The sequence below is a fragment of the Micromonospora sp. NPDC005173 genome (assembly GCF_040608515.1).
In the GTDB taxonomy this organism is placed as follows: Bacteria; Actinomycetota; Actinomycetes; order Mycobacteriales; family Micromonosporaceae; genus Micromonospora.
Genome location: NZ_JBEXIK010000031.1, coordinates 15,782 through 27,804, shown reverse-complemented (window position 1 = coordinate 27,804; position 12,023 = coordinate 15,782). Strand labels below are relative to the sequence as shown.

Sequence of the window (12,023 nt, the reverse complement as noted above, 5' to 3'; positions counted from 1 at the left end):
CGGTCGAGAGGAGGCGGGACGAGTGACGCTGGCGCTCTACCGCAAGTACCGGCCGCGTACCTTCGCCGAGGTCATTGGGCAGGAGCATGTCACCGAGCCGCTGTCGCAGGCGCTGCGCAGCGGGCGGCTCAACCACGCCTACCTCTTCTCCGGCCCCCGTGGCTGCGGCAAGACCACCAGCGCCCGGATCATGGCCCGCTCGCTCAACTGTGAGCAGGGCCCCACCCCCGAGCCGTGCGGCAAGTGTCAGTCCTGCCGCTCGCTGGCCACCGACGGTGCCGGCTCGATCGACGTGATCGAGATCGACGCGGCCAGCCACGGCGGTGTCGACGACGCCCGCGAGCTGCGCGAGCGTGCCTTCTTCGCGCCGGCCAGCAGTCGCTTCAAGATCTACATCATCGACGAGGCGCACATGGTCTCGACCCAGGGCTTCAACGCCCTGCTCAAGCTGGTCGAGGAGCCTCCGGAGTTCGTCAAGTTCATCTTCGCCACCACCGAGCCGGAGAAGGTCCTCGGCACGATCCGGTCGCGGACCCACCACTACCCGTTCCGGCTGTTTCCGCCGAAGGTGGTCCGCCCGTACCTGGAGCAGCTCACCCAGGCCGAGGGCGTCGCCGTCGAGCCGGCGGTCTTTCCGCTGGTGGTGCGCGCCGGTGGCGGCAGCATGCGGGACAGCCTCTCCGTGCTCGACCAGCTCATCGCCGGGGCCGGCCCGGAGGGGGTCAGCTACGCGCGGGCCGTCGCGCTGCTCGGGGTCACCGACTCCGCGCTGATCGACGAGATGTGCGACGCGCTGGCCGCCGGTGACGGCGCCGCCGCGTACGCCACCGTCGACCGGGTCGCCGAGGCCGGGCACGACATGCGCCGGTTCGCCTCCGATCTGCTGGAGCGGCTGCGCGACCTGATCGTGATCCAGCAGGTGCCGGACGCCGCCGCGAAGGGCCTGATCGACGGCCCCGCCGACCAGATCGAGCGGATGGCCGCCCAGGCCTCGCAGCTCGGCCCGGGCACGCTCTCCCGCTGCGCCGACATCGTGCACGACGGCCTGGTGGAGATGCGCGGCACCACGGCGCCCCGGCTGCTGCTGGAGCTGATCTGCGCCCGGATGCTGCTGCCCGGCGGGGACGACTCCAACGGTGGCCTGCTCCAGCGCCTGGAACGGATGGAACGCCGGCTCACCCTGAGCGGCGCCGACGCGCCGTCGGCCGCCGCCGGCTCCGCACCGGCCGCCAACCCGGGGGTACGCCCACAGCCGGCCTCTCCGGTCCTGGCTGCCGCCACCCCGGCACCCGCCAACGCCCCGACCTCAGCGCCCCCGTGGACGGTCGACCCGGTGGCGTCCCCGACCCCGAGCACGGCCGCCCCGAACACCCCGGCCTCGACTGCTCCGGTCCCTGGCGCTTCGGCCGCTGACTCGCCGATCCCGGGCTCACCCGGTGCGGCGGCTACCGCCACCGCACCCGCCGACCGGGCCGCATCCGTCGCGGCCGGCCCCGGCTCACCGGCCCCACGTCGTGCGGTGCCGCCGTCGGCGGTGCTGCCCGACCCGGCGACGCCGGAGCCGCCCCGACCTGGTGCGCCGGCTGCGGCGCTGGACGCGGTCGCGGTCCGCCGGGCGTGGCCCGATGTGATTGGCAAGGTCAACCGGACCAACAAGCGGATCGCCGCCCTGATGCGTGACGCGGTGGTGCGCGAACTCGACGGCGACATGCTGGTGCTGACGGTCAAGTCCACCGTGCTGGCCAAGATGATGGCCGATCACGCGGCGGTGCTCACCGACGCGCTCTACGAGGAGTTGGGCGGGCGCTGGCAGATCCGCTGTGAGGTGGCCGGCGAGCGGGGCGGCGTGTCGCTGTCCGGTCCGCCGCGCTCGCAGCCCGCCGCGGCGGCCCGATCCGTCCCCGTGGACGCTCCGCCCGCCCCGACGAACGCGACCGCCGCTGCCGGCCCGACCGGCTCGGGTGCCCGCGAGGACCTGCCCGGCGGCCCGTCCGGTGCACGGGGCGGTCCCGGTGTCTCCTCCGGCGCGGGTGCCGGCGCGAACGCGTCCAGCGGTCGCGGTACGAGTCGGCAGCCCGGCGAACAGCCGTCCGCGCCGGCCGACGCCGAGGACGACTGGCCGGAGGCGGCCCGCCCCGGTGGCAGTGCCCCCGCCGTCGAGGCGACGGATGACGAGGACTGGCCGGAGGCCGCCCGACCGGGCGGCGCCACCGCCGTGGACGACGCCGGGTCCGGCGGCTCCGGATCGGCACCCGCACCGGCCAGCGCGAACGGCACGGACCGTGGTCGCACCGACGTGAACAGCACTGACCCGGGCCGCACCGACGGAACGGGCACCGGTGCGAACAACACTGACCAGGGCCGTACCGGTGGAAGCGGCACCGGCGCGAACGGCGGCGGCACGGGCACGGCGACCGGCGGCGGCAAGCCGGGCGGACGGGCCAACCCGACGCCGGCTGCTCGCCAGCCGGCCACCGGAGGCGCCCCGGTGAGCAGCGCCATCGCCGCCGCCCGCGCGGCGGCGGCAGGGCGCGGTCCGCGTACCGGAGCAGCGGCCCGGCCCACCGCGGACGCCGAGTGGGCCGGTGAACCGCCCTACGACCCGGACTTCGACGGTCCGTTGCGCGCCAAGCCGGGTGGCGCGGCACCGGCGGCCACCCCGACCTACGAGGGGTTCGACCCGGGCGACGAGCCGCTGGACGAGGTCATCGACGAGAAGACCGCCCGGGAGTCCAGCGAGGAGCAAGCGGTACGGCTGCTCCGCGAGACGTTCGGGGCCGAGAAGATCGACGAGGTCGACGCGCGCTAGCTGCGCTTCCCGGCGATCACCACCGGGGCGCGGCAGCGGTTGCGGACGGCACGGTCGACCGGCTCTGCGGCACCCGACCACCGGCTGTCTCGGCGAGCAGGACGCCGAGGCAGCAGGCCCAGAGCGGGAAGGGCAGCACGGCGACCCGTTCCATGCCGCCCACCCCGATCCCGATGCCCTGCTGGGCGAAGAACAGCACCGTCCCGGCCAGGGCGATCAACCCGGCGGTGAGGGTGAGGCGTCGCCACTCGCCGAGCACGGTGCCGCGCGGCGCGCGCCCGGCGAGGAGCAGGCCGAGGTTGCCTCCCATGATCAGAGATGCGCCCAGGACGTGTCGGTTCTCGTCGACATCCGCCGGGTAGACGGCCGCCAGGGCGTACCCGCCGGTGGCCAGCAGCAGCAGCGTCTGGGCCGACCGGACCACGGCACCGCGACCGAGGAGCCGCCAGGTCAGCAGTAGCCCGGCGGCGAGCAGCACGGCGGTGGCCAGCAGTGCGGCGTTCATCAGCGGGTGCCAGGGCGAGCAGACGGAGCGGGGCCTGCTGGTGTCCCAGCTCCCGCAGTGGACGTTGCCGAGGTCGCTGATGTTGTTGGTGGCCCAGCTGTAGGTGGGCTGGCGCCAGCGCAGGCCGGTGACCAGGCTGGCGGTGAGGAAGATCGGTACGGCCGTCATCCAGCACAGGGCGCCGATCCGGCCGGTGCGGTTGAGGTGCATACCGTCGAGCAGACCAGTTCGGCAGGTCCCACCGCACTACCCGTAGCCGGCCGGTTCCGGGTAGTGCTAGCCGTACCCGGACGCCGTCCTTTCGGCTCCGGCGTGGGTCGACGTACCTGGCGGGGCGGGGTCGGTCACAGCGGATAGGCTGGGCGGCGGCCGAGCAGACGAGTGCGAGAAGGAGCCATCCGTGCGCCCAGGTGGACAGCCGAACATGCAGCAGATGCTGAAGCAGGCGCAGAAGATGCAGCAGCAGATCGCCACCGCCCAGGCCGAGTTGGCCGAGGCCGAGCTGACCGGCACCGCCGGCGGTGGGCTGGTCACCGCGACCGTCTCCGGCGCCGGTGAGCTCAAGGCGATCAAGATCGACCCGAAGGCCGTCGACCCGGACGACGTGGAGACTCTGGAGGACCTGGTCGTCGCGGCCGTGCACAACGCCGCCGAGGCGGCACGGGAGCTGACCGAGCGCAAGATGGGCCCCGTCACCGGCGGCATGGGCGGCCTCGGCCTGCCCGGTTTCTGAGCCGGCAGATGTACGAAGGTGCCATCCAGGATCTGATCGACGAGCTGGGGCGGCTGCCGGGCGTGGGCCCGAAGAGCGCCCAGCGGATCGCGTTCCACGTGCTGTCGGCGGATCCGACTGACGTCAACCGGCTGGCCGGCGCGCTGCGCAAGGTCAAGGAGCTGGTGCGGTTCTGCACGACCTGTTACAACGTGGCCGAGTCCGAGCAGTGCCGGATCTGCCGCGACCCCCGCCGCACGAACGAGGTGCTGTGCGTGGTGGAGGAGCCCAAGGACGTGGTGGCTGTCGAGCGGACCGGTGAGTTCCGCGGCCGGTACCACGTGCTCGGCGGCGCGATCAATCCGCTGGAGGGGATCGGCCCGGACAATCTGCGCATCCGGGAGCTGATGATCCGGCTTGGCGAGGGCACGGTGCGGGAGCTGATCCTGGCCACCGACCCGAACACCGAGGGCGAGGCGACCGCCACCTACCTGGCGTTGATGGTGAAGCCGATGGGGATCGCGGTGACCCGGCTGGCCAGCGGGCTGCCGGTGGGCGGCGACCTGGAGTACGCCGACGAGATCACCCTCGGCCGCGCCTTCGAGGGGCGCCGGGCCGTCTGAACCGGCCTCGTACGGCCGATGGTCGGCACCCGGTCCGGGTGCCGACCATCGTCGCTGTCGTGCCCGGAAATGATCTGACACCTGCTCCCTCCTGCGGCCGTTCGACGTAACAGTTTGGCATCGCGGGTGGCGATTGCACGGTTTCGGACGACTTTCACCTTCGATTCGAATGTCAAGCGACGATTGAGGCACGATCCGATACCAACCGTCCACCCAACGGTTTCCGGCTGGACGCAACGGGAGCTATGGTCACCGCCATCGGTGACCCCTGTCACCACGTTGTCCGTACCCCCAAGGACGAGGTGAGGCACGATGCGTGCACCCAGGCCGAAGGTCGCGATAGCGGCCGTCGCGGTCGCGGCCCTCGCGGTAGCAGGCTGCGCCGAGAGCAACCGTGACGACAGCTCCAGCGGTAGCAAGAAGGACACCCTCGTCTTCGGCGTTGCCGGAGACCCGAAGGTGCTCGACCCGAGCTTCGCCAGCGACGGTGAGTCGCTGCGTGTGGCGCGTCAGGTCTTCGAGACGCTGGTCCGACCGGAGGAGGGTGGCACCAAGGTCACCCCCGGCCTGGCCGAGTCCTGGACCCCGGACGCCGCCGGCACCACCTGGACCTTCAAGCTCCGCTCGGGCGTGAAGTTCCACGATGGCACCGACTTCAACGCCGAGGCCGTCTGCGTCAACTTCAACCGCTGGTACAACGCCAAGGGCCTCATGCAGAGCCCGGACGTGACCGCGTACTGGCAGGACGTCATGGGTGGCTTCGCCGCGAACGAGAACGCGGACCTGCCGCCGAGCCTCTTCAAGTCCTGCGCCGCCAAGGACGCGACCACTGTCGACCTGGCGTTCACCCGGGTCTCCAGCAAGATCCCGGCCGCGCTGATGCTCCCCTCGTTCTCCATCCACAGCCCGAAGGCGCTGCAGGAGTTCGACGCCAGCAACGTGGGCGGCACCGCCGAGGACATCAAGTACCCGGCGTACGCGACGGAGCACCCGACCGGCACCGGCCCGTTCAAGTTCAAGACCTGGGACGTCGCGAACAAGACGCTGACCCTGGAGCGCAACGAGGACTACTCGGGCACCAAGGCCAAGCTGAAGACCCTGATCTTCAAGACGATCTCGGACGAGAACGCCCGCAAGCAGGCGCTGCGCTCCGGTGACATCCAGGGCTACGACCTGGTCGGCCCGGCCGACGTCGAGCCGCTGAAGGGCGAGGGCTTCAACGTCCTCACCCGCCCGGCGTTCAACGTGCTCTACCTGGCGATCAACCAGAAGGGCAACCCGAAGCTCGCCGACCCGAAGGTCCGGCAGGCGATCGCGTACGCGCTGAACCGTCAGCAGCTGGTCGACTCGAAGCTGCCCCCGGGCGCCAAGGTCGCGGACAACTTCATGCCGGACACCGTTGAGGGCTGGAACGGCGACGTCACCAAGTACACGTACGACCCGGCCAAGGCGAAGGCGCTGCTGGCCGAGGCCGGTGCGTCGAACCTGACGCTGAAGTTCCACTACCCGACCGAGGTCACCCGGCCGTACATGCCGAACCCGAAGGACATCTTCGAGCTGCTCTCGGCAGACCTGAAGGCGGTCGGCATCACGGTCCAGGCGATCCCGCTCAAGTGGAGCCCGGACTACCTCAACGCCACCACCTCCGGCAACAAGCACGACATCCACTTCCTCGGCTGGACCGGTGACTACGGCGACGCCTACAACTTCATCGGTACCTTCTTCGACCGGCCGAAGGACGAGTGGGGCTTCAACAACAAGGCCCTGTTCGACCAGTTCAAGGACGCGGACACCACCGCGGACGCGGCGGCCCGGACCGAGAAGTACAAGGCCCTCAACAAGGCCGTGATGGACTTCCTGCCCGGTGTGCCGATCTCGCACTCCCCGCCGGCGATCGTGTTCGGCAAGGACGTGACCGGCGTCAAGGCGAGCCCGCTCACCGACGAGCGGTACGCCTCCGCCGAGTTCAAGTAAGTCCTGATCTGACGCAAGGAACGCGGGCGGGCGCTGTCGCACAGCGCCCGCCCGCAACCCTCCGCACCCCTTCGAGGCCGCCGTGTTCCGGTTCATCGTCAGACGCCTGCTTCAGCTGATACCCACGCTGTTCGGGCTCTCCCTTCTGCTCTTCATCTGGCTCCGCCGGCTCCCCGGCGGCCCCGAGACCGCCATTCTCGGCGAGCGCGGCACGCCTGAGATGCGTGCCGCCATCCGTCACAACATGGGCCTCGACGAGCCCATCCTGGTGCAGTACGGACGGTTCGTTCGGCGGATGGTCAAGCTCGACCTGGGCACCTCGACCTCCACCAAGCGGGCGGTCACCACGGAGTTCATCGAGCGCTTCCCCGGCACCGTCGAGCTGACCATCACCGCGATGGTGATCGCGATCGGCATCGGCATCCCGCTGGGCTATCTGGCTGCTCGCCGTCGGGGCCGGTTCCTGGACCACGCCTCCGTGGGCGGCTCGCTGATCGGCATCTGCATCCCGGTCTTCTTCCTCGGCTACGTGCTCAAGGCGATCTTCTCGGAGAACCTGCACTGGTTCCCGTCCAGCGGCCGGCAGGACCCGACGCTCGGGGCGACCCGGGTCACCAACTTCTTCGTCCTCGACGGGCTGATGACCCGCGAGTGGGACGCCGCCGCCGACGCCCTCTGGCATCTGGTGCTGCCCGCCATCGCGCTGGCCAGCATCCCGCTGGCGATCATCGTCCGGATAACCCGGGCGAGCGTGCTGGAGGTGCTGAACGAGGACTTTGTCCGGACCGCCGAGGCCAAGGGCCTGACCGAGCAGACGGTCCGTAGCCGGCACGTGCTGCGCAACGCGATGCTGCCGGTGGCCACCTCGATCGGCCTGCTCGCCGGCGGTCTGCTCTCCGGCGCCGTGCTGACCGAGACCGTCTTCGCCTTCAGTGGCATCGGAGCCTTCGTCGCCGAGGCCATCGGCCAGCGCGACTATCCGGTGCTGATGGGCTTCATTCTGATCATCGCGGTGGTGTACGTGCTGGTGAACCTCCTGGTCGACCTCTCCTACAGCTTCATCGACCCGAGGGTGAGGGTGCGATGACGCTCAGCCCGGGAAAGAAGCGCGAAAAGATCGACCGGCTCTCGGAGTTGGCTGCCCGCGACGACGAGCGTGGGGTCAGCCTCTGGCAGGAGGCGTTCCGCCGGCTGCGCGGCAACCCGGCGGCGATCGTCGGCGCGATCATCCTGGCGATCTTCGTGCTGGTCGCGGTGATCGGTCCGTTCCTCGTGCCGTACGCGCCGACCGACACGATCGGCATCCGCGAGGGGCTGATCAAGCCGGGCCTCATCCCCGGCCCCACCGGCGAGCACTGGTTTGGTTACGACCACCAGGGCCGGGACGAGTTCAGCCGGATGATCGTGGGTGCCCGGCAGACCCTGCTGGTCGGCGTGGTCTCCACCCTGATCGGTCTGGCGATCGGTGCGCTGATCGGCGGCATCTCCGGTGCCGCTGCCGGCCTCGGTGGCCGGTGGGGGCGGTGGATCGACACCACGCTGATGCGGTTCGTCGACATGTTGCTGGCGATGCCGAGCCTGCTGCTGGCGGTCAGCATCGCGGCCCTGCTCGGGGCCAGCCTGACCACGGTGATGATCGCGGTCGGTGTGGTCTCGGTGCCGGTCTTCGCCCGGCTGCTGCGTGGCTCGATGATCTCCCAGGCCAACAGCGACTATGTGCTGGCGGCCACCTCGCTCGGCGTGAAGAAGTCCAAGATCGCGCTGACCCACGTGGTGCCGAACTCACTCGCCCCGGTGATCGTGCAGGCCACCCTGACCCTGGCCACCGCGATCATCGAGGCCGCGGCGCTCTCCTTCCTGGGCCTGGGCAACCCCGACACCGCCGTACCGGAGTGGGGGGTCATGCTCGCCGACGCGCAGCAGTACCTCGGCATCCGGCCGTCGCTGGCGATCTACCCGGCGGTCGCGATCATCATCACCGCGCTCGGCTTCACCCTGCTCGGTGAGGCGATGCGCGAGGCCCTCGACCCGAAGCTGCGGAAGTAGGCCCGACAATGGCACTGCTCGAAGTGGACGACCTCTCCGTCACGTTCGCCCGGCGCGGCCAGCGCGCCGTGCACGCGGTCGACGGAGTGTCCTTCTCCGTCGACGCCGGTGAGGTGGTCGGCCTGGTCGGCGAGTCCGGCTGCGGCAAGAGCGTCACCTCGCTGGCGATCATGGGTCTGCTGCCGAAGCAGCCCGGGTTGCGAGTCGGTGGCAAGGCCGTCTTCGACGGCACCGACCTGCTCCAGCTCGATGACCGGTCGCGGCGGGACATCCGGGGCCGGGACATCGCGATGATCTTCCAGGACCCACTCTCCTCATTGAACCCGGTGATCCCGATCGGGTTGCAGGTGACCGAGGTGCTCACCCGGCACCGGGGGATGAAGGGCGACGCCGCCACCAAGGAGGCGGCGGCGCTGCTGGACCGGGTCGGCATCCCGGACCCGAAGCGCCGGCTGAAGGAGTACCCGCACCAGCTCTCCGGCGGGATGCGGCAGCGGGCGCTGATCGCGATGGCGGTGGCCTGCCAGCCTCGGCTGCTGATCGCCGACGAGCCGACCACCGCACTGGACGTCACCATTCAGGCCCAGATCCTGGAGCTGCTCAAGGAGCTGGTTCGGGACTCCGGCACCGCGTTGCTGATGATCACGCACGATCTCGGTGTGGTGGCCGGCATGGTCGACACGGTCAACGTGCTCTACGGCGGCCGGGTGGTGGAGACGGCACGCCGTCGTCCGCTGTTCCGCGAGCCGCGTCACCCGTACACCGTGGGTCTGCTCGGGTCGGTGCCACGCCTGGACGCCGGGCGGGGCGAAAAGCTCAACCCGATCCCCGGTTCGGTCCGTGACCTGCTGCCCTGGCCGGACGGCTGCGCCTTCGCCCCGCGTTGCGCCCGCCGGACCGACGAGTGCGTGGGTCAGCCGCCGGAGCTGATGCACACCTACGACGGGCGGAGCTACCGGTGCGTCAACCCGGAGCCGGTGCCCGGCACGGTGCCCGCCCCACGCGAGGAGGAATCAGCGTGAGCGACAACGACATCCTCGTCGAGGTACGTGACCTGAAGGTGCACTTCCCGATCAAGCGGGGAGTGCTCTTCGACCGGGTCGTCGGGCAGGTGAAGGCGGTCGACGGGGTCGACCTGAGCATCCCGCGCGGCAAGACGTACGGCCTGGTCGGCGAGTCCGGCTGCGGAAAGTCCACGCTCGGGCGGGCACTGCTCCAGCTCAACCCGCCGACCTCGGGCGAGGTCAGCTTCGACGGCGTCGAGCTGACGACGCTGCCGCCCGGCAAGCTGCGCACCATGCGGCGCCGGATGCAGATGATCTTCCAGGACCCGATGTCCAGCCTCGATCCGCGGCAGAACGTCGAGTCCATCCTGACCGAGGGGTTGCAGACCCACGGGATCGGCACCGACCGCACCGACCGTCGGCGGATCATCGGCGAGACGCTGGACGCGGTGGGGTTGCCCCGCTGGGCACTGTCCCGCTACCCGCACGAGTTCTCCGGCGGGCAGCGCCAGCGCATCGGCATCGCCCGCGCGCTGGTGCTCGGGCCGGAGCTGATCGTCGCCGACGAGCCGGTCTCGGCGCTCGACGTCTCGATCCAGGCCCAGGTGGTGAACCTGCTGGACGAGCTGCAGGACAGCCTGGGGCTGACCTACCTGGTGATCGCGCACGACCTCGCGGTCGTCCGGCACATCTCCGACACGGTCGGCGTGATGTACCTGGGCGCGCTGGTCGAGGAGGCGCCGAGCGACCGGCTCTACACCGAGCCGCTGCACCCGTACACCCGGGCGCTGATGTCCGCGGTGCCGGTGCCGGACCCGGACGTGGAGGACCGGCGGGAGCGGATCCTGCTCGCGGGCGACCTGCCCTCGCCAGCCAACCCGCCGTCCGGCTGCCGCTTCCACACCCGCTGCCCGTGGGCGCAGCCCACGCGCTGCGTGGACGAGCGGCCGGTGCTGCGCGAGATCGGCGCCAGCCGGGTTGCCTGCCACTGGGCCGAGCAGATCGCCAGCGGGGAGTTGCGCCCGCACAAGGTCAGCGTGCAGATCGTCCGCCCCGACGGCGAGGGCGACTCGCCGGGCGTGGTCTCCGCCCCCAGCGAGCCCGGCTCGTACGTCTGAGGCGGGGCTCAACGTCCTGGTGAGCGTGATACCTCTGAGGCATCAATATTCCTGAGAGGTATCACGCTCGACCGGGCGACCGCCGGGCCGCGCCAGAGCGGGTCAGCCCTCAGGGCGGTGCAGCAGGGCCACCGCGACGCCGTGCACCGCGTCCAGCCCCGCCGGGTCGTTCAGCCCGACTGCCCCGCCGGTCACCGCGTACCACTCGTCCGCGTCCTTGTACTGCACGCGCAGGGTGACCCGGCCGTCCGCGTACTCGGTGCGCAGGGTCAACTCGCCGGTGACCACCCCGACCTCGTCGGTCATCACCCCGCCTGGGCCGGGCACGATGTCGGCGGTGCGGCTCTGCGGGCCGCCGGCCCCGTCCGAGTCGGCGACCATGCCGGCCCCCGGAACGGCGGCCGGGGTCTCGGCCGTGCCGTCCGCGGTCATGCCGGCAGTGGCCGGGCCGGTGTCATCGGTCGCCCCGGCGCCTTTCGCGACTTGTTCGCTCACCTGCAGCCCTCCAACATGTCGGTCAGGGCGGCCTTCTCGGCGGTGGTCACCGTCAGCCGCCAGTGGTGCTTCACCGTCACCCAGCTCTCGGCGTACTGGCACCAGTACGACCGGTTCGCCGGCTTCCACTGCGACGGGTCCTGGTCACCCTTTGCCCGATTGGAGGACGCGGAAACCGCGATGAGCTGCGGCCGGGTGGTGTCGTTGGCGAAGTCGCCGCGCTTCGCGTCGTCCCACTCGTCGGCACCCGAGCGCCACGCGTTGGCCAGCGGCACCATGTGATCGATGTCCACGTCGGAGGGATCGGTGGCGCTGCGACCGTCGTACACGCTTTCCCAGCGACCGCCGACCACGTTGCAGCCGGAGAGTTTCACGTCCTTGCCGTCGCGCTGCAGGATGCTGTCCCGCACGTCGCAGTTCTTGCCGGTGTCCCGCCAGTGCGGGAAGTGGTCGCGGCTGTAGCCCTTCATCGAGCCTGCGGTGGCGACGGTGAGCTGGCCCAACTGCTGCACGGTGTTGCCGCCGCCACTCGGTGGCGGCGTTTCCGGCTCATCCTGGGGGACGCAACCGGCCACGCCGAGCGCCAGCGCCGCGACGAGCGCGGCCACCACCGCGCGCGGTCCTGATCTGGTACGCACAGACGACACCTCTCCAGCTTGCGTGCTCCCGGCGATTGCGCACAGTACCCGGGGATGGTTTCGGCGTTTCGTGGCGTCTCCCACATCGTGCAAGGCAGA

Annotated in this window: 11 protein-coding genes; 8 read left to right on the top strand and 3 right to left on the bottom strand. The window is 70.8% G+C overall.

Annotated elements, in window-relative coordinates; genetic code table 11:
- Positions 1-22: 22 nt before the first annotated feature.
- A complete protein-coding gene (locus ABZV00_RS26825; RefSeq protein WP_355610802.1) occupies positions 23-2,809 on the top strand; it encodes a DNA polymerase III subunit gamma and tau in 2,787 nt (928 codons plus the stop codon).
- Positions 2,810-2,825: 16 nt separating this feature from the next.
- Here ABZV00_RS26825 and ABZV00_RS26820 read toward each other — a convergent pair whose 3' ends face one another.
- A complete protein-coding gene (locus ABZV00_RS26820) occupies positions 2,826-3,524 on the bottom strand; it encodes a DUF998 domain-containing protein (RefSeq protein ID WP_355610800.1) in 699 nt (232 codons plus the stop codon).
- 214 nt (positions 3,525-3,738) lie between these two features.
- On the opposite strand from ABZV00_RS26820, the gene ABZV00_RS26815 reads away from it, so the two are divergent.
- The 7 genes from ABZV00_RS26815 to ABZV00_RS26785 all read left to right on the top strand — a co-directional run bounded on the left by ABZV00_RS26815 (position 3,739) and on the right by ABZV00_RS26785 (position 10,791).
- The gene (locus tag ABZV00_RS26815) at positions 3,739-4,047 is read left to right on the top strand and encodes a YbaB/EbfC family nucleoid-associated protein (protein ID WP_252417486.1); all 309 of its coding nucleotides are present in this window, start codon (positions 3,739-3,741) and stop codon (positions 4,045-4,047) included.
- 8 nt (positions 4,048-4,055) lie between these two features.
- The gene (recR, locus tag ABZV00_RS26810) at positions 4,056-4,649 is read left to right on the top strand and encodes a recombination mediator RecR (protein WP_355610797.1); all 594 of its coding nucleotides are present in this window, start codon (positions 4,056-4,058) and stop codon (positions 4,647-4,649) included.
- A gap of 312 nt (positions 4,650-4,961) precedes the next feature.
- Positions 4,962-6,623: an ABC transporter substrate-binding protein gene (locus ABZV00_RS26805; protein ID WP_355610794.1), complete on the top strand. Its 1,662-nt coding sequence runs from the start codon at positions 4,962-4,964 to the stop codon at positions 6,621-6,623.
- An 82-nt stretch (positions 6,624-6,705) separates the two neighbouring features.
- Positions 6,706-7,710, top strand: a complete 1,005-nt coding sequence (locus ABZV00_RS26800; protein WP_328421375.1) for an ABC transporter permease — start codon at positions 6,706-6,708, stop codon at positions 7,708-7,710.
- Positions 7,707-8,669: an ABC transporter permease gene (locus tag ABZV00_RS26795; protein WP_328421373.1), complete on the top strand. Its 963-nt coding sequence runs from the start codon at positions 7,707-7,709 to the stop codon at positions 8,667-8,669. The genes ABZV00_RS26800 and ABZV00_RS26795 overlap by 4 nt, the downstream gene beginning before the upstream one ends.
- 8 nt (positions 8,670-8,677) lie before the next feature.
- A complete protein-coding gene (locus ABZV00_RS26790) occupies positions 8,678-9,691 on the top strand; it encodes an ABC transporter ATP-binding protein (RefSeq protein ID WP_328421371.1) in 1,014 nt (337 codons plus the stop codon).
- The gene (locus ABZV00_RS26785) at positions 9,688-10,791 is read left to right on the top strand and encodes an oligopeptide/dipeptide ABC transporter ATP-binding protein (RefSeq protein ID WP_355610789.1); all 1,104 of its coding nucleotides are present in this window, start codon (positions 9,688-9,690) and stop codon (positions 10,789-10,791) included. The genes ABZV00_RS26790 and ABZV00_RS26785 overlap by 4 nt, the downstream gene beginning before the upstream one ends.
- Before the next feature lie 102 nt (positions 10,792-10,893).
- Here the strand turns inward: ABZV00_RS26785 and ABZV00_RS26780 are convergent, their stop codons facing one another.
- Positions 10,894-11,286, bottom strand: coding sequence for a hypothetical protein (locus ABZV00_RS26780; RefSeq protein ID WP_355610786.1), 393 nt, complete (start codon positions 11,284-11,286; stop codon positions 10,894-10,896).
- On the bottom strand, positions 11,283-11,924 hold the full coding sequence (locus ABZV00_RS26775) for an HNH endonuclease family protein (protein WP_328421365.1): 642 nt from the start codon (positions 11,922-11,924) through the stop codon (positions 11,283-11,285). Before ABZV00_RS26775 ends, ABZV00_RS26780 begins: the two co-directional genes overlap by 4 nt.
- Positions 11,925-12,023 lie beyond the last annotated feature (99 nt).